Annotated in this window: 20 protein-coding genes; 10 read left to right on the forward strand and 10 right to left on the reverse strand. The window is 66.2% G+C overall.

The genetic code is table 11. The features are described 5' to 3' along the window. Positions 1-15: 15 nt before the first annotated feature. The 4 genes from ACFSGJ_RS19270 to ACFSGJ_RS19285 all read right to left on the reverse strand — a co-directional run bounded on the left by ACFSGJ_RS19270 (position 16) and on the right by ACFSGJ_RS19285 (position 4510). Entirely contained in the window at positions 16-1377 is a 1362-nt protein-coding gene (locus tag ACFSGJ_RS19270) for a sigma-54-dependent transcriptional regulator (protein ID WP_390265640.1), read from the reverse strand. Then, complete coding sequence (locus ACFSGJ_RS19275) at positions 1349-3277, reverse strand: ATP-binding protein (RefSeq protein WP_390265642.1); 1929 nt, start codon at positions 3275-3277, stop codon at positions 1349-1351. Before ACFSGJ_RS19275 ends, ACFSGJ_RS19270 begins: the two co-directional genes overlap by 29 nt. Before the next feature lie 51 nt (positions 3278-3328). Continuing rightward, positions 3329-4108, reverse strand: a complete 780-nt coding sequence (gene xth / locus ACFSGJ_RS19280; protein WP_390265644.1) for an exodeoxyribonuclease III — start codon at positions 4106-4108, stop codon at positions 3329-3331. A 75-nt stretch (positions 4109-4183) separates the two neighbouring features. Beyond that, entirely contained in the window at positions 4184-4510 is a 327-nt protein-coding gene (locus tag ACFSGJ_RS19285; protein ID WP_390265773.1) for a HesB/IscA family protein, read from the reverse strand. A gap of 85 nt (positions 4511-4595) precedes the next feature. Here ACFSGJ_RS19285 and ACFSGJ_RS19290 point away from each other — a divergent pair, with 85 nt between their 5' ends. Next, positions 4596-5732, forward strand: a complete 1137-nt coding sequence (locus ACFSGJ_RS19290) for a deoxyguanosinetriphosphate triphosphohydrolase (RefSeq protein ID WP_390265646.1) — start codon at positions 4596-4598, stop codon at positions 5730-5732. Here the strand turns inward: ACFSGJ_RS19290 and ACFSGJ_RS19295 are convergent. The 5 genes from ACFSGJ_RS19295 to ACFSGJ_RS19315 all read right to left on the reverse strand — a co-directional run bounded on the left by ACFSGJ_RS19295 (position 5729) and on the right by ACFSGJ_RS19315 (position 9099). After that, positions 5729-6397, reverse strand: a complete 669-nt coding sequence (locus ACFSGJ_RS19295; protein WP_390265648.1) for a DUF1638 domain-containing protein — start codon at positions 6395-6397, stop codon at positions 5729-5731. The two genes, ACFSGJ_RS19290 and ACFSGJ_RS19295, sit on opposite strands and share 4 nt — an antisense overlap. Further along, on the reverse strand, positions 6394-6564 hold the full coding sequence (locus ACFSGJ_RS19300; protein ID WP_390265650.1) for a hypothetical protein: 171 nt from the start codon (positions 6562-6564) through the stop codon (positions 6394-6396). The genes ACFSGJ_RS19295 and ACFSGJ_RS19300 overlap by 4 nt, the downstream gene beginning before the upstream one ends. A gap of 132 nt (positions 6565-6696) precedes the next feature. Beyond that, positions 6697-7404, reverse strand: coding sequence for a corrinoid protein (locus ACFSGJ_RS19305; RefSeq protein ID WP_390265652.1), 708 nt, complete (start codon positions 7402-7404; stop codon positions 6697-6699). A gap of 169 nt (positions 7405-7573) precedes the next feature. After that, the gene (gene bmt / locus ACFSGJ_RS19310) at positions 7574-8584 is read right to left on the reverse strand and encodes a betaine--homocysteine S-methyltransferase (RefSeq protein ID WP_390265654.1); all 1011 of its coding nucleotides are present in this window, start codon (positions 8582-8584) and stop codon (positions 7574-7576) included. A gap of 203 nt (positions 8585-8787) precedes the next feature. Beyond that, positions 8788-9099: a DUF1476 domain-containing protein gene (locus tag ACFSGJ_RS19315; protein WP_390265656.1), complete on the reverse strand. Its 312-nt coding sequence runs from the start codon at positions 9097-9099 to the stop codon at positions 8788-8790. 145 nt (positions 9100-9244) lie between these two features. Here ACFSGJ_RS19315 and purC point away from each other — a divergent pair, with 145 nt between their 5' ends. From purC to ACFSGJ_RS19360, 9 genes are all read left to right on the forward strand, one after another. Then, positions 9245-10009, forward strand: a complete 765-nt coding sequence (gene purC, locus ACFSGJ_RS19320; RefSeq protein WP_390265658.1) for a phosphoribosylaminoimidazolesuccinocarboxamide synthase — start codon at positions 9245-9247, stop codon at positions 10007-10009. A gap of 21 nt (positions 10010-10030) precedes the next feature. Further along, entirely contained in the window at positions 10031-10270 is a 240-nt protein-coding gene (purS, locus tag ACFSGJ_RS19325) for a phosphoribosylformylglycinamidine synthase subunit PurS (protein WP_390265775.1), read from the forward strand. A gap of 25 nt (positions 10271-10295) precedes the next feature. Beyond that, a complete protein-coding gene (gene purQ, locus ACFSGJ_RS19330; RefSeq protein WP_390265660.1) occupies positions 10296-10964 on the forward strand; it encodes a phosphoribosylformylglycinamidine synthase subunit PurQ in 669 nt (222 codons plus the stop codon). Between the two features lie 49 nt (positions 10965-11013). Next, complete coding sequence (locus ACFSGJ_RS19335; protein WP_390265777.1) at positions 11014-12786, forward strand: sensor histidine kinase; 1773 nt, start codon at positions 11014-11016, stop codon at positions 12784-12786. Between the two features lie 6 nt (positions 12787-12792). After that, positions 12793-14124, forward strand: coding sequence for a sigma-54-dependent transcriptional regulator (locus ACFSGJ_RS19340; RefSeq protein ID WP_390265662.1), 1332 nt, complete (start codon positions 12793-12795; stop codon positions 14122-14124). 427 nt (positions 14125-14551) lie between these two features. Further along, complete coding sequence (locus ACFSGJ_RS19345; RefSeq protein WP_390265664.1) at positions 14552-17350, forward strand: Rne/Rng family ribonuclease; 2799 nt, start codon at positions 14552-14554, stop codon at positions 17348-17350. 144 nt (positions 17351-17494) lie between these two features. Continuing rightward, entirely contained in the window at positions 17495-18238 is a 744-nt protein-coding gene (locus ACFSGJ_RS19350) for a cytochrome c biogenesis CcdA family protein (protein WP_390265666.1), read from the forward strand. A gap of 77 nt (positions 18239-18315) precedes the next feature. Beyond that, positions 18316-19527: a hypothetical protein gene (locus ACFSGJ_RS19355; RefSeq protein WP_390265668.1), complete on the forward strand. Its 1212-nt coding sequence runs from the start codon at positions 18316-18318 to the stop codon at positions 19525-19527. Then, entirely contained in the window at positions 19524-20891 is a 1368-nt protein-coding gene (locus ACFSGJ_RS19360) for a cytochrome P450 (protein WP_390265670.1), read from the forward strand. Before ACFSGJ_RS19355 ends, ACFSGJ_RS19360 begins: the two co-directional genes overlap by 4 nt. Here ACFSGJ_RS19360 and ACFSGJ_RS19365 read toward each other — a convergent pair. Continuing rightward, the gene (locus ACFSGJ_RS19365) at positions 20860-21942 is read right to left on the reverse strand and encodes a 2'-deoxycytidine 5'-triphosphate deaminase (RefSeq protein WP_390265672.1); all 1083 of its coding nucleotides are present in this window, start codon (positions 21940-21942) and stop codon (positions 20860-20862) included. The genes ACFSGJ_RS19360 and ACFSGJ_RS19365 overlap by 32 nt on opposite strands. Positions 21943-22001 lie beyond the last annotated feature (59 nt).

Below are 22001 nucleotides of genomic sequence, written 5' to 3' on the forward strand. Positions count from 1 at the left end.
GGGAATTTCCCCCCATCAATCCTCGTCCGCGTCGGGGCTGCCGCCATACTGGGCCTTATCGATCCCGTGTTTCTGCATCTTTTCATAAAGCGTCTTGCGCGACAGGCCGAGCGATTCATAGACCGGGCGCAGCCTGCCCCCATGCGCGACCAGCGCCGAGATGATCGCGCCGCGCTCGAACTCCGCCACCCGGTCGGCGAGGCGGCCGGGGGCGTCCGGGCTGCCCGCACGTTCTTCCCCGTCAAGGCCGATCCCGAGGGCAAACCGGTCGGCGGCGTTCCGCAGCTCGCGCACATTGCCCGGCCAGTCGCGGGCGGCGATGGCGGCCAGAACCTGCGGCGGCACCGGCGCCGGGTCACGGCGGTAGCGCGCCGCCGCCTCGGACACGAGCTTGAGGAACAGGAGCGGCACATCCTCTCGCCGCGCGGTGAGCGGCGGCACGTTCAGCGTGATGACATTGAGCCGGTAGAGCAGGTCGGCGCGAAAGCGGCCGGCGGCGACCTCATCCTCCAGGGGCGTGCGGCTGGTCGCAAGGAACCGCACGTCGAGCGGCCGCGCCTCGTTCCCGCCCAAAGGGTGGATCACCCGTTCCTGGATCACGCGGAGCAGCTTGCCCTGAACCTCATAGGGCATCGACCCGATCTCATCGAGCAGGATGGTCCCGCCCTGGGCATGTTCGAACTTGCCATAGCGCGCCCGCAGCGCACCGGGAAACGCGCCCGCCTCATGCCCGAAAAGCTCGCTCTCGATCAGGGTGGCGGGCAGGGCGGCGCAGTTGATCGCGATGAAGGGGCGCGCGGCGCGGGGTGACAGATCGTGCAGCGCGCGGGCCACGACCTCCTTGCCCGCGCCGGTTTGGCCCACGATCAGCACATCGGCATCGGCGGGGCCGATGGTGCGGACCCGGCGGCGCAGGTCGATCATCACGTTCGACCGCCCGACAAGCCGCTGTTCCAGATCGTCGCTCTGGCCGGCGGCAGCGCGCAGCACCCGGTTTTCCAGCACCAGCCGCCGGTAATCCAGCGCCCGGGTCGCGATTTCCACCAGTTGCGAACTGCTGAAGGGCTTTTCGATGAAGTCATAGGCCCCTTCGCGCATCGCCTTGACGGCAAGCTGCACGTCGCCATGACCGGTCACGAGGATCACGGGAATGTCGCGGTCCATGTCATGGATGCGGTTCATCAGGCTCAGCCCGTCGAGGCCGGGCATCCGGATATCGGTGATGACCACCCCGCGAAAGCCGAAACCCACGAGGTCGAGCACCCGTTCCGCCGCCGCAAAGGGTTCGACCCCGAACCCCGCGAGGTCGAGCGCCTGCGCGGTGGAATCCCGCAGGTCGGGGTCATCGTCAACCAGAAGGATCTTGCCTGTCGCCATCCGCCCGCCCCTGTCCGGCTCGCCCCTGACCGGCCCGCCCCACAGCGAGAAGTTCGACCACAAAGCAGGCCCCCCCGCCCGGCGCGGGGTCGAGCCGCAATTCGCCGCCGAAATCCTTGATGATGTTATAGGAAATGGAAAGCCCGAGCCCCAGCCCGCGCCCGACCCCCTTGGTGGTGAAGAACGGATCGAAGATACGTTCGGCAATCGCCGGGGGGACGCCGGGCCCGTGATCCCGGACGGTGATCGTGACGCGCCCCTTGGCCTGCCCCTCGTCCTGCCGGGCGACCAGATGGATGCGCCGGTCCGCGCTCCCCTCGACCGCGTCGGCGGCATTGGTGATGAGGTTCACCAGCACCTGCTGCAACCGGACCGAGCCTGCCCTGATGTGAATGGGCTGCGGCCCCGTATCCACCAGCAGTTCTGCCCCCGCCGCGCGGAGGCGAAAGGCCACGATTTCCTGCGTCTCGGCCAGAACATCGGACAGCGCGATATCGTCCAGCCGGTCGTTCGGCTTGCGCGCGAAATTGCGCAGATGACGGCTGAGCGCGGCCATCCGGTCGACCAGCCCCACCACCTTGCCGATGTTCAGGCCGGCTTCGGACACACGGTCACGCTCGATCAGGACCAGCGCGTTGTCGGCATAGTTCCGGGCGGCGGCCAGCGGCTGGTTGAACTCGTGGCTCAGTGCCGCCGACATCTGCCCCAGCGCCGCAAGCTTGCCCGCCTGCACAAGGCTCGCCTGGGTCCGCCGCAGCTCGGCCTCGGTGGCGCGGCGCTCGGCTACCTCGCCCTCCAGCCGGTGGTTGACAGTGGCGAGCTCCTGCGTGCGCTCGATCACGCGGCGTTCCAGTTCGGCGCGCGCCTCTTGCTGCATCTGCATCCGGTCGCGCAGTCGGGCGCGGCGTTGCAGCCAGGTGGCGGCCCCCATCGTGCCCAGCCCCACCAGCAAAAGCGCAACCATGATCGCCGTCAGCGCCTGCGTGCGCACCGAAGCCGTGTCGAGCAGCACCTGCACCGTCCAGCCCGCCTCGGGCATTTCTTCTGCGCGGATCAGGTATTCCCGCATTCCGGTCGGCGTCGTCAGGCCCATCAGGCTGTGGCCCGCGAATTCCTCGCGCGTGATGGGCAGTTCGCGGAGCCTTGCATTCGCATAGCGCTGGGTCGCGGCGGTGCGGGCGCGCCGGTCCGAGGTGAGCGGCAGGGTCGAGGCGAAGTGCCAGTCGGCGCGGCTGGACATGAAGATGATGCCCTCGGGGTCGGTCACGATGATCTCGTAATCGCCGCCGCGCCAGGTTTCCTCGATCGCGTCCACGTCGATCTTGAAGGCGACGACGCCCAGCACCGCGTCCCCCTCGCGGATCGGCGCGCCGAAGTAATAGCCGCGTTTGAGCGAGGTGGTGCCAAGCGCAAAGAACCGCCCCTCACCGCCCGATGCCGCGTCGAAGAAATAGGGACGATAGGCGAAGTTCTGGCCGACGAAGGAAAAATCGGTGTCGTGGTTGTTCGCCGCGATGGTGGTCCCGTCCGGCAGCATCACATAGATGTCGGAGGATTGCAGAAGCGTGTTGATCTCGGCCAGATAGGCGTTCGCCTCGGCCACCGCCCCGGGGTCGTCGGGCCGGGTGACGACGGCGCGCACTATATCGTGGTCGGCAATGAGTTGCGGCAGCCGCTCGAACCGTTCCATCTGGCCCCGCAGCACGGCGATGGCCAGGCGCAACGTATTCTCGCCCCGCTGGGCGGCTGCATCAAAGCTTACTTGCGTCGCATAACGCCCGCCGAACGTGCCGATCCCGACAAAGAGCGCCAGCGCCAGCAGGGTCAGCCAGCGCCAGTTGTGCCGGAACGCTGCCGGGCGCAGGCCCGTGACGGGCGCGGGGGATGTCAGATCGCTCATCCCACCGTTCTAGCGCCGGCGGACCGGTCTGGGAACAGGCTGCGACGGGGATCAGGCGTCAAGGTCGACCCAGATCGGCACATGGTCCGACGGCTTGTCGCCCGCCCGCTCGGCGCTGTCGATCTGGCAGTCCCGCAGCAGATCCGCGGCCTGCGGCGTCAGCAGCAGATGGTCGATCCGGATGCCGTCATTGCGGCGCCACGCCCCGGCCTGATAATCCCAGAAGGTATAGTGGCCCGGCCCATGGTGACGTGCCCGGAACGCATCGGTAAAGCCCAGGTTCACGACCCGGCGGAACGCCTCGCGGCTTTCGAGCCGGAAAAGCGCATCCTCGCGCCAGGCTTCGGGGCGGGCGGCATCCTCGGCTTGCGGAATGATGTTGTAGTCGCCCAGCATCACCGCCGGTTCCTCGGCGGCCAGCAGATCTCGCGCGCGCCGCTCAAGCCGGGCCATCCAGGCGAGTTTGTAGTCGTATTTCGGCCCCGGCGCCGGGTTGCCGTTGGGCAGATACATCCCGCAGATGCGGATCGCCCGTTTGCCGGTCACGGTCGCCTCGATCCAGCGGGCCTGATCGTCGCCGTCGTCGCCGGGCAGGCCGCGGCTTACATCCTCCAGCGGGAATTTCGACAGGATCGCGACGCCGTTGAAGCCCTTTTGCCCATGGGTTTCGACGTTATAGCCGCGGTCCTCGAACATCTCGCGCGGGAAGGCTTCGTCCTGCGACTTGATTTCCTGCAGCACGACGACATCCGGATGGGCATGGTCAAGCCAGCGCGGCAGGGCCTCGGCCCGGGCCTTGATGCCGTTGATGTTGAAGCTCGCGATCTTCATGTCCACCCCCTGACTGTGCCCTGACTGTGCCGGCATGCTGCCGCCACTGGGCCGCCAAGGGATAGCGCGGCTGGCTCAGATTGAAAAGCTGACGCCGCACCCGCAGGAGCTGGAGGCGTTCGGGTTCTCGATCACGAAGCGCGCGCCGATCAGTTCTTCGGAAAAGTCGATCACCGCGTTTTGCAGGAACGGCAGCGACACCGGATCGACCAGCACCCGCTGGCCGTTCTTTTCCAGCACCAGATCATCGGGCGCGGGGTCGTCCAGCTTGATGTCATACTGAAAGCCGGAACAGCCGCCCCCCTCGACCGCGACGCGCAGCGCGCAGGGGTTGCCCGCAGTTTCGGCGATTTCGGCAAGGCGTTCAAAGGCCCGGTCGGTGACTTTGGGCGGAAGCGTCAGGTCCATGGCGGTCCATTTCGGCATTTCAGGCGGTTACATCATGCAATATAAGCAAGCGTGATGGCCACGACAAGAACGGGACCCCATGCTTGCCAGCTATGCCTCGGACCCTGCGCAGACGCGCGGCCGCCTGCACCCCGAACGGATGAGCACCTTTCGCAGCGAGTTTCAGCGCGACCGCGACCGCATCATCCATTCCTCGGCCTTCCGGCGGCTCAAGCACAAGACGCAGGTCTTTGTGGAGCATGAGGGCGATTACTATCGCACCCGCCTGACCCATTCGATCGAGGTGGCGCAGGTCGCCCGCACCATTGCCGGTGTCCTTGGCCTGAACGAGGAACTGGCAGAGGCGGTGGCGCTGGCCCATGACCTGGGCCACACGCCCTTCGGCCACACCGGCGAGGATGCGCTGAGCGAACTGATGGCCCCCTATGGCGGGTTCGACCACAATGCGCAGGCGATCCGGATCGTCACCTCGCTGGAACGGCATTATGCCGATTTCGACGGGCTGAACCTGACCTGGGAAACGCTGGAAGGGATCGCCAAGCATAATGGCCCCGTGAAAGGCGACATCCCCTGGGCGCTGGCCGAGGTCAATGCCGGCTGGGATCTTGAGCTTCACACCCATGCCAGCGCCGAGGCGCAGGTGGCGGCCATCGCCGATGACGTTGCCTATTCCCATCACGACCTGCATGACGGGCTGCGTTCGGGTCTTTTCACCGAGGCGGATCTGATGGAACTGCCCGTGACCGGCCCCGCCTTCGAGGCTGTGGACAGGCTCTATCCCGGGCTCGACCCGATGCGGCGCCGGCATGAGGCGCTGCGGCGGGTCTTCGGCATTCTGGTCGAGGATGTGATCGCCGTCGCCCGCGCGCGGCTCGACGCCGCCCAACCGCAAAGCGCCGATGACATCCGCGCCATGGGCACGACGATGATCCGCTTTTCCAAGAAGCTCTACATGGAGCTGAAATCGATCCGGTCGTTCCTCTTCACCCGAATGTATCGCGCCCCGAGCGTGATGGAGGAACGCGCGCGTGTGACGGCCGTGGTGCGCGGGCTCTTCCCGCTCTACCTTTCACGCCCCGAGCTTTTGCCCGCCGAATGGCGCGAGGATGTGACGCGCGCGCAGGACGAAACGGCGCTGGCGCGGATCGTGTCGGATTACGTTGCGGGCATGACCGACCGCTTCGCGATCCAGGAACACGCCCGCCTGTTGGGCTAAAGCCGCGCCAGCGCCGGTTCCAGGTCGCCATAGCCGGTAAAGCGGCGCTCATAGCGCAGCCCGAGCCGGGCGGCGCAATCGCGCGCCTTTGCGTCCAGCGCCGGGTCGTCGGTCTGCGCCTGATAGATGAGCCGGTCGTAATGGGCGAAATACATGTCCCGCAATTCCGGATGCCGGTCGAGGCCCATGGGCCGCCAGACAAAGGCGTCGAACTGCCGGACCAGAAAATCGGTAAGATAGAAGGCCGTGAACTCCTCCTCCGCCTTGGCGGCAAAGGCGGCGTTGCCCTCGAAGAACGAGTAGCAATGCGGGCCCTCGACCATCTCGACACCCAGTTCCGCGCATTTCGCCTGCAAAAGGCCCCCGGTCCCGCAATCGGCATAGACGACGAAGATCCGGTCATACCGGGCGCGGTGGTGCCGTACGGCCTGCTCGACCGCCGCAGGAATACGGTCGGGCCAGAGATGCAGGTTCGCGGGCAGGCAGGTCAGGTCAAGGTGATCCCAGCGGTTCGCGCCCTTCAGCGCGAGGATTTCCCGCGCAAGCGCGCCGCAGGCGATCAGCAGGACAGTCCCGCCACCCGTCGCGGACAGGCCGGCCTCTGTAAGCTGCTCATCGGACGGAAGCGCGCCGGGGGGTACGCCCTGGGGGTGCAGGTCAGTCATTTCCATCGCCTGCCTGCGACAAACGCCCCGGCCGCCGCCAGCAGAAGGGCGAGGGGAAGCGCCGGTTCAACCGCGGAACCGGGCACGATGAGGCTCGCCGCTAGGATGGTCAGCCCCGCCGCACCGATCACGCCGGCAAGGAGAATGGCAAAGCGGGCAGGGGGCATGGGCAGACCTTTCGCGGGATGTTCCGTGATGGCCTTTATATCGGGACGAAGGGCGACCCTGTGAAGGGTCGTCACAATATCCGAACGCAGGACGACCCCGAAAAGGATCGCCCCGGCATCACATGGGATCGGTTACGCGCCGGCATCCATCTGGTTGTGTTTGCGCGCGATGAACTGCTTGGCGGTTTCGACCGCCACGGCCGCGTCGCGGCAATAGGCGTCGGCGCCGATGGCGCGGCCGAATTCCTCGTTCAGGGGGGCGCCGCCCACCAGCACGATATAGTCGTCGCGGATGCCCTTTTCCTTCATCGTGTCGATCACGACCTTCATGTAGGGCATGGTGGTGGTCAGCAGCGCCGACATGCCGAGGATATCGGCCTTCTCGCGCTCCAGCGCCTCCAGATAGGTTTCGACGGGGTTGTTGATGCCCAGATCGACGATCTCGAAGCCCGCGCCCTCCATCATCATGCCGACGAGGTTCTTGCCGATGTCGTGGATGTCACCCTTGACGGTGCCGATCACCATCTTGCCAACGCGCGGCGCGCCGGTCTCGACCAGCAAGGGCTTGAGGATGGACATGCCGCCCTTCATCGCATTGGCCGCCAGCAGGACCTCGGGGACGAACAGGATGCCGTCGCGGAAGTCGTTGCCGACGATCGTCATGCCGGCGACCAGGGCCTCGGTCAGGATGCGATAGGGCGTCCAGCCCCGGTCGAGCAGGATGTGAACCGCCTCTTCGATCTCTTCCTTGAGCCCGTCATAGAGGTCGTCATACATCTGCAGGACAAGATCCTCATCCGACAGTTCGGACAGGATGATCTCTTCGTCGTCATTGGCCATTTCGCATTCCCCAGCTTTCTGGCGTGTCCCCACGCCTGACCATCCCCTGAAGGCATCCATGAGGCCAAAGGCCGCGGCAGACTGCGACGATTGCGACGCGCGACCCGCCTGAACCGACCTCAGCCGCGAAGGCGGCACCAGACCCCAGCCGCACCGGTGGCACCAGAGGTCAGCCGCGCCGGCGGCGGCGCGTGCGGGTTTCCTCGGGGGTGTCGCCGGTGCCGTCGCTGGCCGAAGAGAAGGGCCCGAGCTGCGCCGTGATCTGGTCGAGCGTCGGGCGCGGCCCCTGAGGACGAGTTTCGAGCGCTGCCCGCATCGCGCGCAGATGCTCGGGCATCGTGCCGCAGCAGCCGCCGATGATCCGCGCCCCCGCATCGCGGACCAGCACCGCATATTCCGCCATCAGCGCCGGTGTGCCGTCGTAGTGGATATGTCCGTCGTGGTATTTCGGGATGCCGGCATTGCCCTTGGCGATCACCGGGTGTTCGGTTCCCTGCGCGGCAAAGCCCAGCACGGTGCGGACCAGATCGGATGCGCCCACGCCGCAATTCGCGCCGAAGGCGAGCGGCGGGTAGGGCAGTTTCTCGACCAGATCGGCCAGCTTGGCCGAGGTGATGCCCATCATCGTGCGCCCGGCGGTATCAAAGCTCATGGTGCCGCACCAGGGCATCCCGGCCAGCCGTGCGGCCTCGGCCGCGGCGCGGAATTCCTCGGCCGCGGAAATGGTCTCGACCCACAGCACATCGGCGCCGCCGGCCTTCAGACCTTCGGCCTGTTCGTGGAACATCTCGACGGCGAGCTCATGGGTCAGCGACCCCATCGGGGCCATGATCTCGCCGGTCGGGCCCACCGACCCCGCGACGACCACGGGCCGGCCTGCGGCATCCGCGATCTCGCGTCCCAGCGAGGCAGCGATTCGATTGAGTTCATGCACCCGGCCCTCGGCCTGATGCAGTTTCAGCCGGCTCGCATTGCCGCCAAAGCTGTTGGTGAGGAAGATGTCCGAGCCGGCCTCGACCGACCCCCGGTAAAGCGCGCGGATCTTGTCCGGTTCCGTCACGTTCCAGAGCTCGGGCGCGTCACCTGACGAGAGGCCCATGTTGAACAGGTTGGTTCCGGTCGCGCCATCGGCAAGCAGCCAGTCGCGCTGTTCCAAGAGCCGGGAAAGTGCGTCGCCCATCGAAAGGCCCCTTCAGATACCAAAGGGGCGGCATGGCTGCCGCCCGTTGCGTCTGGCCTCAGCGCCAGCCTTTGCCGCCTGGCTTCGCCGCCAGCCCTTGCCGCAGTCTCTGCCACAAGGGTTAACCTGAGGCAAATTCATATCCGGCATAATCTTCATGAGGCTCGTTCATGAACGAGCCCCCGAGAATGCGACCACGGGGGTCATTCCGTGGCCAGTTGCCCCTTTGCCTCGATCAGCGCCGCTGCAAGGCGGGTACGGATATCGGCCTCGGTCGCCTTGTCGCCCAGATCGGCCGAAAGCTTGCGGATCACGTCTTCATGCCCCGCCTCCTCGAAATCGGCGCGCACGACCTCCATCGCATAGGCATCCGCGTCGGCGCCCGATTTGCCCAGAAGCCCCGCCGCCCAGAGACCGACGATCTTGTTGCGCCGCGCCACGGCCTTGAAGGCCATTTCCTCGTCATGGGCAAATTTGGCTTCGAATGCGCGTTCACGTTCGTCGAAGGTGGACATCGGCCGCTCCTTGTTGTCGATATGGTCGGAATATGGCCTTGGCCGCGCGGCGCCGCAAGGGTTCTGCGTCCTTGCGGCATTGGGCCGCTTGGCCTATAGGGATCGCAAACGCGCGCCGCTTGGCGCCGATACCTCCGGAGTTCCCATGGCACCACGTCGCACCAAAGTTTACGAGGGCAAGGCGAAGATCCTCTACGAGGGCCCCGAGCCGGGTACGCTCATCCAGTATTTCAAGGACGACGCCACCGCCTTCAATGCGCAGAAGAAAGACGTGATCGACGGCAAGGGCGTGCTGAACAACCGGCTGTCGGAATTCTTCATGTCGGGGCTGAACGCGATCGGGGTTCCGACGCATTTCATCCGTCGCCTGAACATGCGCGAACAGCTCATCCGCTCGGTCGAGATGATTCCCCTTGAGGTGGTCGTGCGCAACTTTGCCGCCGGATCGCTGTCGAAGCGTCTGGGTCTGGAAGAAGGCACGCCGCTGCCGCGCCCGATCGTCGAGTTCTATTACAAGGACGATGCCCTGGGCGACCCGATGGTGTCCGAGGAACACATCATCGCCTTCGGCTGGGCCAGCCAGCAGGATCTCGACGACATGGTGGCGCTGGGTCTGCGCGTGAACGACTTCATGTCGGGCGTGATGATGGGCGTCGGTATCCGTCTGGTCGATTTCAAGATCGAGATCGGCCGGATCTGGGAAAACGACTATCAGCGCCTTGTTGTCGCGGACGAGATCAGCCCTGACAGTTGCCGCCTGTGGGATATCGAGACGGGACGCAAGCTCGACAAGGACGTGTTCCGCCGCGATCTTGGCAACCTCGCCGATGCCTATACCGAGGTCGCCCGGCGGCTTGGCGTCCTGCCGCGCAACGCGACGAATGTCAGCAAGCCCACCCTGATCAACTGAGAGGCCCCCATGTCGCAGAAGATGAAGGCACGCGTGCATGTCATGCTCAAGGACGGGGTCCTCGACCCGCAGGGCGAGGCTGTGCGCCACGCGCTCGGCACGCTCGGCTTTGCCGGTGTGGAAGGCGTGCGTCAGGGCAAGGTGATCGAGCTTGACCTGATCGCCGGCGACATCGCCAGCGCCGAGGCCGAGGTGCGGGCGATGTGCGAAAAGCTGCTCGCCAACACCGTGATCGAGAAATACACGGTCGAGATCGCCTGATCCGACCCGCTGCAAGGGGCCGCCCATGAAAGCCGCTGTCATCACTTTTCCCGGCTCGAACTGCGACCGCGATCTGGCCGTGGCGCTGGAAAAATCGGGGGCCGAGGTCGTGCGGATCTGGCACAAGGACACCGATCTGCCGGGCGGACTGGACCTTGTGGCGGTGCCGGGCGGGTTTTCCTTTGGCGACTATCTGCGCTGCGGCGCGATCGCGGCCCGTTCGCCCATCGCGCCCGCGGTCGTTGCCCATGCGGAACGGGGCGGTTTCGTGCTGGGCATCTGTAACGGCTTTCAGATCCTGACGGAAACCGGGCTTCTGCCGGGCGCGCTGATGCGCAACGCGGGCTTGAAATTCGTCTGCAAGCCGGTCGCGCTGCGCATTGCCACCTCTGACAGCCCCTATACGTCGGGCTGGGCTGCGGGCGACACGGCGGTCGTTCCTGTCGCGCATCATGACGGGAACTACACCGCCGATGCCGATACGCTCGCGCGGCTGCGCGACGAGGACCGTGTGGCCTTTACCTATGTGGATAACCCGAACGGTTCGGCGCAGGATATCGCCGGGGTCCTGTCGGAAAACCGCAGGGTTCTGGGAATGATGCCGCACCCCGAACGCGCCATCGAACCTGCGCAAGGGAGTGCCGATGGCTCGGTGCTTTTCCGCTCGCTTCTCGGGGCGCTGACCGCTGCCTGACGCGCACCGCCGCTTGAGGGGGCTGCGCGCGCGGCGTATCCTGCGCGCCATGACATTCCGCGACGATCTTCACGACCCGGACCGGGCCGTCCCCCCGGGGGAGAGGCTGACATGGCGCATGCGCGCCGTGATCGGGCTGCTGGTCGTTGTCGCTGTGGTCGTGATCTGGGCCACGAATATCTGGCTGACCGACCGCTTTACCGAGCCGACCCGCAGCCGCGCGGAACTGCGTCTCGCGCTCTATTCCGGCAATGTCCAGAGCGAGCTGCAGCGGAACTCGGTCGTGCCGCTTTTGCTGTCCCGCGATCCTGAGCTGATCAACGCGCTGCGGGCCGAGGATTTTTCGCGCACCTCGCAGCGGCTGATCTCGTTCCAGTCCGAGATCGGCGCGGCGGCGATCGTGCTGCTGGACGGGTCGGGACGCACGGTGGCCGCGACGGACCGGAACCTGCTGGGCACCAACCACCGGCAGGATATCTACTTCGTGGATGCGATGCGGTCGCGCGACACGGTCTTTGGGGTCGCGCGCCGGGACTCGGGTGCCTATGAGTTCACCTTTGCCCGCTCGATCTATCACGAGGGCCGGGTGATCGGCGTCGTCGCGGTCGAGGTCGATCTGTTCAAATACGAACGCGCCTGGGCCGGGCTGACCGATGCGGTCGCCGTGACCGACAGCGAGGGCCGCGTGATCCTCTCGACCGAGCCGCGCTGGCGCGGCCTGCGCCTGGATGAAGCGCTGGCGGTGCGCGATGCGCCCTCGGCGATCCAGCGGGCCCTGCGCGCGCCCGCCGACTGGGGGCAGGAACGGCCCGACGCCTATCTCTCGGGTGAGGCTGTGATGCGGAACGAGGCGCGGATTCCGTTTCGCGGCTGGCGGATCGTGTCCTTCACCCGTTACGATTCTGTCCGCGAACGGGTGAACGGCGTTCTGGCGCTGGAGATCATGGGCTTTGCCATGCTCCTTGCCTTTACCTTTTACATGATGTCCCGGCGGGCCTGGTCGCAATCGGCGGTCTTTCAGCAGGAATCGGCGGAATTGCGGCGTCTGAACGCCCGGCTCCAGCGGGAAATCGCGGAACGCGAAAAGGTGCAGAAGGACCTCGCCGTAGCCGAACAGACGCTGGCGCAGTCCTCGAAGCTCGCCGCCTTGGGTGAGATGTCGGCCGCCGTGAGCCATGAGCTCAACCAGCCGCTTGCCGCGATGAAGACCTATCTGGCGGGTGCGCGGCTCCTCTTGCAACGCAAGCGGCCCGATGAGGCGATGGCCTCGTTCCAGCGGATCGACGACCTGATCGAGCGGATGGGCGCGATCACGCGGCAGCTGAAATCCTATGCGCGCAAGGGCGGCGAGGCGTTCGAGCCGGTCGATCTGCGCGCCTGCATCTCTTCGGCGCTGGCGATGATGGAGCCGCAGTTGCGCGAACGCGAAGTCAAGATCACCCGCACCCTGCCGCGCCGCCCGGTGATGGTGATGGCGGACCGGCTGCGGCTGGAACAGGTCATCATCAACCTTCTGCGCAACGCGCTGGATGCGACCAAGGGTGTGGCCGAACCCCATATCGACCTTCTGCTGAGCCAGGGCGAAACCGCCATTCTGGCGGTGCGCGACAACGGTCCGGGGATCGAGGATCTGGATAATCTCTTTGAACCTTTCTACACGACCAAGAAGCCGGGCGAGGGTGTCGGTCTTGGTCTTGCGATCTCTTCCGGGATAGTAAACGATCTTGGCGGGCGGCTTACCGCGCGCAATGGTGAGGCGGGCGGGGCTGTTTTCGAGGTCCAGCTTCCCATATTGACGAGTGAGACACAGGCAGCCGAGTGAGGAAATATGGCCCGTTCCATGAAAGTGGCGATTGTCGATGACGAACAGGATATGCGGCAGTCGATCAGCCAATGGCTGGCGCTTTCGGGTTTCGACACCGAAACCTATCCTTCCGCCGAGGATGCGCTGAAGGCGCTCGGGCCGGAATATCCCGGCGTGGTCGTCTCGGACATCAAGATGCCCGGGATGGACGGGATGGCCTTTCTCAAAAGGCTGATGAGCATGGACAGCGGCCTGCCGGTCATCATGATCACCGGGCATGGCGATGTGCCGATGGCGGTCGAGGCGATGCGGATCGGCGCCTACGACTTTCTGGAAAAGCCCTTCAACCCCGACCGGATGACCGAGCTTGCCAAGCGCGCCACCCAGGTTCGGCGGCTGACGCTCGACAACCGTGCCCTGCGGCGCGAGTTGTCGGACGGCTCTGTCCTGATGAAAAAGCTGATCGGGACCTCGCCGGTGATGGAGCGCCTGCGCGAGGATATCCTCGATCTCGGTCAGGCGGACGGCCATGTGCTGATCGACGGCGAGACCGGCACCGGCAAGACGCTGGTGGCCCATGCGCTGCACGCCGTGGGGCCGCGGGCGGGCAAGAAGTTCACCGTGATCTCCTGCGGGGCCTATGCCGAGGATGTGCTTGCCGCCAAGCTCTTTGGTCCGACCGAAGAGGGCGACGGCCTGCCCCTGGTCGAAGAGGCGCGGGGCGGAACCCTTTGTCTTGAGGACGTGGAGGCGCTGAGCCAGTCGCTTCAGGCGCGGCTTCTGACCTTCATCAACGATCAGGGCGCGCCGGCCGAAACCCGGATCGTCGCGATCTGCAACGAACATGCACCGGACAAGACGGTCGAGGATGCGCTGCGCCCCGATCTCTATTACCGGCTCGCCGCGCTCAAGATCACCCTGCCGCCCCTGCGGATGCGGGGTGAGGACATCCTGACGCTCTTCACCCGCTATTCCGAGCAGTTTTCCGAGGAATATGGCTGCGACGCGCCCGAGGTGACGGCGCAGGAGGCCGCCCAGCTCTTGCAGGCGCCCTGGCCGGGGAACGTGCGCCAGCTGATCAACATCGCCGAACGGGCGGTCTTGCAGAACCGGCGCGGGTCGGGGTCGATTGCCTCGCTCCTGATGGCGGATAACGAGGCCGCGGGCCCGGCGCTGACGACCGAGGGCAAGCCGCTCAAGGAATATGTCGAGGCGTTCGAGCGGATGCTGATCGACAACACGATGCGTCGCCACAAGGGCCAGATCACGGCGGTGATGGACGAACTTTGCCTGCCGCGCCGGACCCTGAACGAAAAGATGGCGAAGTACGGGCTGTCGCGCGGCGACTACCTCTGATTGTGTGCCGGCCCCGGGCTGTGCGGCCCTCTGTGGAAAAAAGCGATTGTAATTTCCATGCGGGTGCCGATAAGGTCTGCGAATGTGGGCCGGCATCATTTGCGACCCAATAGTGAGTTTCGCTGTTTCAGGACGATGCGCCCGCTCTGGCTGCCCGCCTCTGTGACAGACATTCTGGCCGCAAGGCCGCAAGATCGCCCGATGTGCCGTATGGCCCGGGTTCATTCGAACGGGCGCCGCGATCGCGGCCCCTTTGCAGGACTGCGATGACGCGCGCTGAAGTTGACAGGCAGGGAAAGGGTGGGCGTAACGCCCGCTTGCTGCACTGTCCGTCAGGCCCCATCGCCTCAACAAGTCACCACCCGCGGTTGTTAACCGGCCCGCCCCTGGCGGGTCGCAGGCGATTGCGCCGGTGCAATGGAAGACCATGGCAAAGAAAATGCTTATTGACGCTACCCACGCGGAAGAAACCCGCGTGGTCGTGGTGGACGGAACGCGCGTCGAGGAATTCGATTTCGAGACCGCAAGCCGCCGGCAGCTTGCCGGCAACATCTATCTCGCAAAGGTAACGCGGGTCGAGCCGTCGCTTCAGGCGGCCTTCGTCGATTACGGCGGCAACCGGCACGGGTTTCTCGCCTTTTCCGAGATCCACCCGGATTACTACCAGATCCCGACCGCCGACCGGCAGGCGCTGATCGAGGAAGAACGCGCCTATGCCCGCGCGATGGAAGAGGAAGAGAACCGCGGCCGCCGCAAATCCGCCCCCAAGGCCGAAACGGCCCGGCGGGGCGATGCGGTCCAGACCGGTACTGCCGAGGCAGCGCCCGGCGGAATGGACGTGGTCGATCTGGATGAGGAAGGCGGCGACAGCACGCTTTTCGACCCCGAGGCCCCCGGCGGCGACCTGAGCGAGGATGCCGACCGGAACGGCGATGACGCGCCCTATGCGGCGGTCGATCACGCGACCGAGGTGGATTCCGAGATCGAGTCTGTCGCCGAAGAAGACGTGACCGAGGAAATCCGGCAGCCGCGCAAGCCCCGCCCGCGCCGCTACAAGATCCAGGAGGTCATCAAGGTCCGCCAGATCATGCTGGTGCAGGTCGTCAAGGAAGAGCGTGGCAACAAGGGCGCCGCGCTGACGACCTACCTTTCGCTGGCCGGGCGTTACTGCGTGCTGATGCCGAACACGGCGCGCGGGGGCGGCATCTCGCGCAAGATCACCAATGCGGCGGATCGCAAGAAGCTCAAGGAAATCGCCGCCGAGATCGAGGTGCCGGATGGCGCCGGGCTGATCGTGCGGACCGCGGGCGCGCAGCGCACCAAGACCGAGATCCGGCGCGATTACGAATACCTCGTGCGGCTGTGGGAACAGATCCGCGAGCTGACGCTCAAGTCGATTGCGCCCGCGCCGATCTATGAGGAAGGCAACCTGATCAAGCGGTCGATCCGCGACCTTTACAACCGTGACATCGACGAGGTTCTGGTCGAGGGCGCCGAGGGTTATCGCGCCGCCAAGGACTTCATGAAGATGATCATGCCGTCCCACGCCAAGAACGTGAAGCATTACGCCGATGCCTTGCCGCTGTTCGCGCGCCACCAGGTCGAGAGCTATCTTTCGGGCATGTTCAACCCGACGGTTCAGCTGAAATCGGGTGGTTACATCGTCATCGGCGTGACCGAGGCGCTCGTTGCAATCGACGTGAACTCCGGCCGGGCGACCAAGGAAGGCTCGATCGAGGATACGGCGCTCAAGACCAACCTCGAGGCCGCCGAAGAGATCGCCCGCCAGCTGCGTCTGCGCGATCTTGCCGGTCTGATCGTGATCGACTTCATCGACATGGAAGAGCGCAAGAACAACGCCGCCGTCGAGAAGCGTCTCAAGGAAAAACTCAAGACCGACCGCGCCCGTATCCAGGTCGGTCGCATTTCCGGCTTCGGCCTGATGGAGATGAGCCGCCAGCGGCTGCGCCCGGGGATGATCGAAAGCACGACGCAGCCCTGTTCGCATTGCCATGGCACGGGTCTGATCCGGTCCGATGACAGCCTCGGCCTCTCGATCCTGCGCCAGCTGGAGGAAGAGGGTACGCGCAAACGCTCGCGCGAGGTGCTGCTGAAGGGGCCGGTGCAGGTGGTCAACTTCCTCATCAACCAGAAGCGTGAACATATCGCCCAGATCGAGGCGCGCTATGGCATGGCGGTGCGGATCGAGGCCGATGCGGGTCTGGTGAGCCCCGATTTCACGATCGAGAAGTTCAAGACGGCAACGCGGATGGTGGCGGAACTGACCGCGCCGGTCGTGTCGGTCGATACCTCGGCCATGCCCGAGATGGACGAGGACGATATCGAGGAGATCGAGGCCGAAGAGATCGCCGCAACCCCCGAACCGCGCGAGGCCGAGGCGAACGGGGACGCCGGGGAAGGGGGCGGCAAGAAGCGCCGTCGCCGCCGTCGCCGTCGCCGCAATGGCCAGAACGGTGAGGGCGAAGGCGTAGAGAACGCCAATGTCGATACGGCTACCGATGACGCGCCGTCCGAAGAGCCCGAGACAGAGGCATCCGAGACGGAGGCAGAGCCCCCGATGGCCGATGCCGCGCCGGCAGAGGCAGGTGAGGTTGCGCCGGAACCCGAGGCCGAAGCGCCCGCGAAAAAGCCCAGCCGGTCGCGCAGCCGCAGCCGGTCCAAAAAGGCAGCGCCCGAGGATCAGGCCGAGGCCGTGGCGTCCGAACCCGCCAAGGCCGCAGCCGAGGCCGCGCAGCCCGAGGCCGAGGTCACGACCGCCGAGGCGCCGAGCGAGGTCACAGAGGCGACAACGGAGACGCCAACCGAGACTCCGGCCAAGCCGAAGCGGACCCGCAGCCGCAAGACCAAGGCGCAGCTTGCCGCCGAGGCCGAAGAGGCCGCGCGCCAAGCCGAGGCCGCTGCCGCGACCGAGGCGCAGGCGAGCTTTGAGGCGGCCGAGCCCGAGCAGCCTTCGGTAGCCGTGGCGCAAGCGATTGCGGAACCTGCCGAGATTGCGGAGCCCGCCCCGTCGGAGCCCGAACCGGTGGTCGCGGCCGAACAACCCGAGGCGCCCGCTGCACCAGGGACCCCGGAGTCCGAGGCCGTCACGACGGAAGAGGCCGCCGCAGCCTCGGCCGCGCCAGAGGACCTCGCCCCCGCCGGGACGGACGAGGCGAAGGACGACGACAAGCCGCGGCGACGCGGCTGGTGGAACCTCGGCCGCTGAGCCGGAATCGCTGAGCCGAAATCGGAAAGCGCCGGGCATCGTCCCGGCGCTTTGCTTTCGGGCCGTCTGCTTACGCTGATGTGACACCGCGCCACGTGACGCCGCGCGCCCCATCGCGTAAGTGGGACGGGCAAGGGGTGAACCATGTTCGGCATCGATATCTTCAGCGCGGACCTGTTGCCGGCCATGACGGTCGCGCTGGCGGCCGGCGTGCTCTCGTTTCTCAGCCCCTGCGTTCTGCCGATCGTGCCGCCCTATCTCGCGTATATGAGCGGGATTTCCATGGGCGACCTGCGGGAAAAGCGGCGCAGTGCCCTGCTGCCGGCGATCTTCTTCGTGCTGGGACTTTCCACGGTCTTCCTGATCCTCGGTTTCACCGCCTCGGCGATGGGGATGTTCTTTCTGCGCAACCAGCAGATCTTCATGCAGGTCTCGGGCGCGGTGGTGATCGTCTTCGGGCTCCATTTCCTGGGCGTCTTCCGCATTCCGCTGCTGAACCGCGAGGCCCGGCTCGATGCGGGCGATCAGGGCGGGTCGGCGTTGGGCGCCTATGTGCTGGGGCTGGCCTTTGCCTTTGGCTGGACGCCCTGCATCGGCCCGCAGCTGGGGGCGATCCTGTCGCTTGCCGCGTCCGAGGCGTCCGTGGAGCGGGGAACGGCGCTGCTCGGGGTCTATGCGGCGGGGCTCGGGATACCGTTTCTTCTGTCCGCGCTCTTTATCGAGCGGTCGATGGGCCTGATGAACCGGATCAAGCGGCATATGCGCCTGATCGAGCGGATTTCCGGCGTCCTTCTGATCATCGTGGGGGTCGCGCTGGTGACGGGTGCCTTTTCCGCCTTTTCCTGGTGGCTCTTGGAGACGTTCCCCGCGCTCAGCACCCTTGGCTGAGGTGAGGGGGGCTTACGCTCCGCCCCGATTTGGCCTAGCCTGTCGCGGGTAAGGGTGACGATCGCGGAGCGTGTTTGATGCCAGAGGGGCCGGTGCATCGACGGGTCGTGTTCTACCTGCCCGGCTACGATCCCTTTCCCCCCCGCCGCTACCGGGAAATCTATCGCCGCGAAGGCGCCGCGCAGGCCGCGATCTCGGGATACAGCCTGACGATCGGCGCGACCGGGCGCCCCGATCTACCCTATGGCTGGACGGTGACGGCCGACCCGGACGGCACACCCGCCGATACGCGGGTCCATGTGCTGCACTGGACCGATATCGTGCGGCAGTCGATGGGGGGCGGGGTGCTGGCGACCTATCTTCTGCTGCTGCGGACCTTCTGGATTTACCTTTCGACCGGGGCGATGGGGCGGCTTTTCCGTCTGCGCAAGGGGCCGGTTCTGACGGCGATGTATCCGGTGGTGATGTTGCTGGGGCAGTTGGCCATTGCGATGCTGGTCGGGTTCGGGCTCGGGTTTCTGCTGTCGCTCTGGCTGCCCGGCTGGATGGCGCTCCCACTGGGGATGCTGGTGCTGCCGCCGGTCCTCTGGTGGTTCCGCCGGATCGACGGGCGCCTTTACGCCTATTACCTGCTGCATGACTACGGCTTCACCGCGCGCCATTACGGTGCCAATCCGCCCGCGCTTGAGGCGCGCATGTCCGAGTTCACGGCGCTTGTCGCGGCGGCGCTGCGCGAGGATGTGGACGAGGTGCTTGTGGTCGGCCATTCCTCGGGCGTGCATCTGGGCGTGTCGATCCTCGCCGATGTGCTGCGCGGCGGCCATGTACGCGATGGCGGGCCGGCGCTCTCGTTCCTGTCGCTGGGGCAGGCCGTCCCGATGCAGAGCTTCCTGCCCCGGGCCGACCGGCTGCGCGCGGATCTGCATTACCTCTCGCGGTCCGACCAAGTGGTCTGGGTCGATGTCTCGGCCCCCGCCGATCCCTGCTGCTATGCGCTCTGCGATCCCGTCGCCGTTTCCGGGGCAGGGGGTGAGGGCAAGCGCTGGCCGCTTGTCCTGTCGGCGGCGTTCAGCCAGACGCTCCGGCCCGAGACCTGGGCGCGGCTGCGGCATCGGTTCTTCCGGCTGCATTTCCAGTATCTCCACGCCTTCGACCGACCCGGTGACTATGATTATTTCGCCATCACGGCGGGCAGCGTGACGCTCGGCGCGCGGTTCGGGCATCGTCAGCCCTCTGCGCAGCGGAAGGAAACCGTGCTGTCGCCGCATCTGTCCCGCGGGGCCGCATGACGCGCCCGCCCAAGCCCGCCGCCCGCCCCGACAAGGTGTCGTTCTGGCGCTATGTGCGGCTTTTCCGCCGGGATCTCTTGTCGGCGCATCCGGCGCGGCTTTACCGCGCCTGGATGGCGGAATTCCGCACACCGTTCTTTCGCAGCTTTGTCGTCAACGATCCGTCCGTCCTGCGGGTGATCCTGAACGAACGCCCCGATGCCTTTCCCAAAAGCGACCGCGTGCGCGAAGGTCTTGCACCGCTGCTTGGAAATTCGGTCTTCGTGACCAATGGCGAGATCTGGAAACGCCAGCGCCGGATCATCGACCCCGCCTTCGAGGGCGGGCGGCTGCGCGACACCTTTCCCGCTATGTGGGAGGCCGCAGAGGCCGCCACGGCCCGCCTTCGCGCGCAAGCCCCGGCCGTGATCGAGATCGAGGCCGAGGCGAGCCACGCCGCCGCCGACGTGATCTTTCGCACGCTCTTCTCGATCCCGATCGAGCACCGGATCGCGGCGCAGGTCTTTCGGGAGTTCCGCAGCTATCAGCGCTTGCAGCCCATCGTGAACCTTGCGGCCTTTCTGCCGCTTCCGCGTTGGCTGCCCCGGTTTCACAGGCGGGGCACATACCGGGCGGCGCGGGCGATCCGCGGGCTGATCACCGAACTGACCGCCGCGCGGATGGCGGCGATCAAGGCTGGGACCGCGCCGGACGACCTGGCGACCAAGATCATGACGACCCCCGACCCCCTGACCGGCGCGCGGTTCGACACGGCGGAAATGGTCGATCAGGTGGCGATCTTCTTTCTGGCGGGGCATGAGACCAGCGCCTCGGCGCTTGGCTGGGCGCTGTATCTGCTCGCGCTCTTCCCCGAGGCGCAGGACCGGGTGGCGGCGGAATCGGCGCAGCTTTCGCCGGATTTCGGCAGCCTCGCCCGCCTGCGTTTCACGCGCGACGTGTTCCGCGAAACGCTGCGGCTCTATCCTCCGGTCCCGATGATGGTACGCGAAAACCATGGGGCCGAGAGGTTCCGCGACCGCGATATCGCGCCCGGTGCGCAGTTCGTGTTGTCGCCCTGGCATCTGCACCGGCATGAACGGTTGTGGGACGATCCCGATGGTTTCGACCCCGATCGCTGGCAGCGCAGCGAGGGGCGCCAGTCGTCGCGCGAGGCCTATATGCCGTTTTCCACCGGCGCCCGCGTCTGCCCCGGCGCGGGCTTTGCCATGGCCGAGGGTGTCCTGCTGCTGGCGATGCTGGTGCGCAGTTTCCGGTTCGAGACGGTCGCGGGGCGGGTTCCGGTGCCCGAAGCGCATCTGACCGTGCGGGCGCGAGACGGGATCTGGTTGCGGATCAGCCCGCGCGAAAGTGCTTCGACAGCTTGAGCCCCTGACCCTGATAGTTGGAGGCGATGCCCGCGCCGTAAAGCGTTTCGGGCACCTCGGCCATGCGTTCATAGATCAGGCGGCCCACGACCTGTCCATGTTCCAGGACGAAGGGTGCCTCGTGGCAGCGGACCTCGAGCACGCCGCGCGACCCCGATCCGCCCGCTGCCGCATGGCCGAAGCCCGGGTCGAAAAAGCCTGCGTAATGGACCCGGAATTCGCCCACCATCGCCAGATAAGGCGCCATCTCGGCGGCGTATTCAGGCGGGATATGCACCGCCTCGCGGCTGACCAGAATGTAGAACGCGCCGGGGTCGAGGATGATCTTGCCGTCACGGCTGCGGATCTCTTCCCAGAACTCGGCCGGGTCATAGGCGCCGATCCGGTCGAGGTCGATAACCCCCGTATGCGGCTTGGCGCGCCAGCCCACGAGGTCCGTTCCCTCGGGGCGCAGGTCCACGGAAAAGCCGAGACCGTCCGAGATCACGGCCTCACCGGAAACCAGCCGCGAACGGTCGTGAAGGCTGCGCAGCTCTGCATCCGTCAGGATGGATTGCCCGCGCCGGAAGCGGATCTGGTTGAGCCGCATCCCCGTCCGCACCAGCACCGAGAAAGAGCGCGGGCAGATCTCGGCGTAAAGCGGGCCGTGATAGCCTGCGGGAATGCGGTCGAACTCGGTCCCGCCGTCGATGATGGTGCGGGTCAGAAGATCCAGCCGCCCGGTCGAGCTTTTGGCATTCGCCACGGCCTGAACATCATGGGGCAGGGCGAGCGACTCGAGCAGCGGAACGAGGTAGACGCAGCCCTTTTCCAGAACCGCGCCCCCGGTCAGATCGACCTGATGCATCTCGAACTCGGCAAGGCGGTCGGCGATCTTGCGCCCGGCCCCTGCCAGAAACGAGGCGCGGACCCGATAGGCGGTCTTGCCCAGCCGGAGATCAAGGCTCGCGGGCTGGACCTGCCCTTCGGCCAGGGGCGCGTCGGTCAGGATTTCACCCCGCGTGACCATGCCCTGCAATGCCTGAACTGGCAGCACGCCGATCCGATCCATTCCCGTCCCCTTTCGCCTACGCGCCGTTTTCCGGCTGCGGATAGAGGAACGCCCGCGGC

It is taken from the genome of Halodurantibacterium flavum, from assembly GCF_042681825.1.
Taxonomy (GTDB): domain Bacteria; phylum Pseudomonadota; class Alphaproteobacteria; order Rhodobacterales; family Rhodobacteraceae; genus Halodurantibacterium; species Halodurantibacterium flavum.

What these genes read in the sequence shown, in the direction of transcription:
- ACFSGJ_RS19270 (WP_390265640.1), bottom strand. Translation starts at nt 1,377, where the DNA reads ATGGCGACAGGCAAGATCCTTCTGGTTGACGATGACCCCGACCTGCGG.
- ACFSGJ_RS19275 (WP_390265642.1), bottom strand. Translation starts at nt 3,277, where the DNA reads ATGAGCGATCTGACATCCCCCGCGCCCGTCACGGGCCTGCGCCCGGCA.
- xth (WP_390265644.1), bottom strand. Translation starts at nt 4,108, where the DNA reads ATGAAGATCGCGAGCTTCAACATCAACGGCATCAAGGCCCGGGCCGAG.
- ACFSGJ_RS19290 (WP_390265646.1), top strand. Translation starts at nt 4,596, where the DNA reads ATGCTTGCCAGCTATGCCTCGGACCCTGCGCAGACGCGCGGCCGCCTG.
- ACFSGJ_RS19295 (WP_390265648.1), bottom strand. Translation starts at nt 6,397, where the DNA reads ATGACTGACCTGCACCCCCAGGGCGTACCCCCCGGCGCGCTTCCGTCC.
- ACFSGJ_RS19300 (WP_390265650.1), bottom strand. Translation starts at nt 6,564, where the DNA reads ATGCCCCCTGCCCGCTTTGCCATTCTCCTTGCCGGCGTGATCGGTGCG.
- ACFSGJ_RS19305 (WP_390265652.1), bottom strand. Translation starts at nt 7,404, where the DNA reads ATGGCCAATGACGACGAAGAGATCATCCTGTCCGAACTGTCGGATGAG.
- bmt (WP_390265654.1), bottom strand. Translation starts at nt 8,584, where the DNA reads ATGGGCGACGCACTTTCCCGGCTCTTGGAACAGCGCGACTGGCTGCTT.
- ACFSGJ_RS19315 (WP_390265656.1), bottom strand. Translation starts at nt 9,099, where the DNA reads ATGTCCACCTTCGACGAACGTGAACGCGCATTCGAAGCCAAATTTGCC.
- purC (WP_390265658.1), top strand. Translation starts at nt 9,245, where the DNA reads ATGGCACCACGTCGCACCAAAGTTTACGAGGGCAAGGCGAAGATCCTC.
- purS (WP_390265775.1), top strand. Translation starts at nt 10,031, where the DNA reads ATGAAGGCACGCGTGCATGTCATGCTCAAGGACGGGGTCCTCGACCCG.
- purQ (WP_390265660.1), top strand. Translation starts at nt 10,296, where the DNA reads ATGAAAGCCGCTGTCATCACTTTTCCCGGCTCGAACTGCGACCGCGAT.
- ACFSGJ_RS19335 (WP_390265777.1), top strand. Translation starts at nt 11,014, where the DNA reads ATGACATTCCGCGACGATCTTCACGACCCGGACCGGGCCGTCCCCCCG.
- ACFSGJ_RS19340 (WP_390265662.1), top strand. Translation starts at nt 12,793, where the DNA reads ATGGCCCGTTCCATGAAAGTGGCGATTGTCGATGACGAACAGGATATG.
- ACFSGJ_RS19345 (WP_390265664.1), top strand. Translation starts at nt 14,552, where the DNA reads ATGGCAAAGAAAATGCTTATTGACGCTACCCACGCGGAAGAAACCCGC.
- ACFSGJ_RS19350 (WP_390265666.1), top strand. Translation starts at nt 17,495, where the DNA reads ATGTTCGGCATCGATATCTTCAGCGCGGACCTGTTGCCGGCCATGACG.
- ACFSGJ_RS19355 (WP_390265668.1), top strand. Translation starts at nt 18,316, where the DNA reads ATGCCAGAGGGGCCGGTGCATCGACGGGTCGTGTTCTACCTGCCCGGC.
- ACFSGJ_RS19360 (WP_390265670.1), top strand. Translation starts at nt 19,524, where the DNA reads ATGACGCGCCCGCCCAAGCCCGCCGCCCGCCCCGACAAGGTGTCGTTC.
- ACFSGJ_RS19365 (WP_390265672.1), bottom strand. Translation starts at nt 21,942, where the DNA reads ATGGATCGGATCGGCGTGCTGCCAGTTCAGGCATTGCAGGGCATGGTC.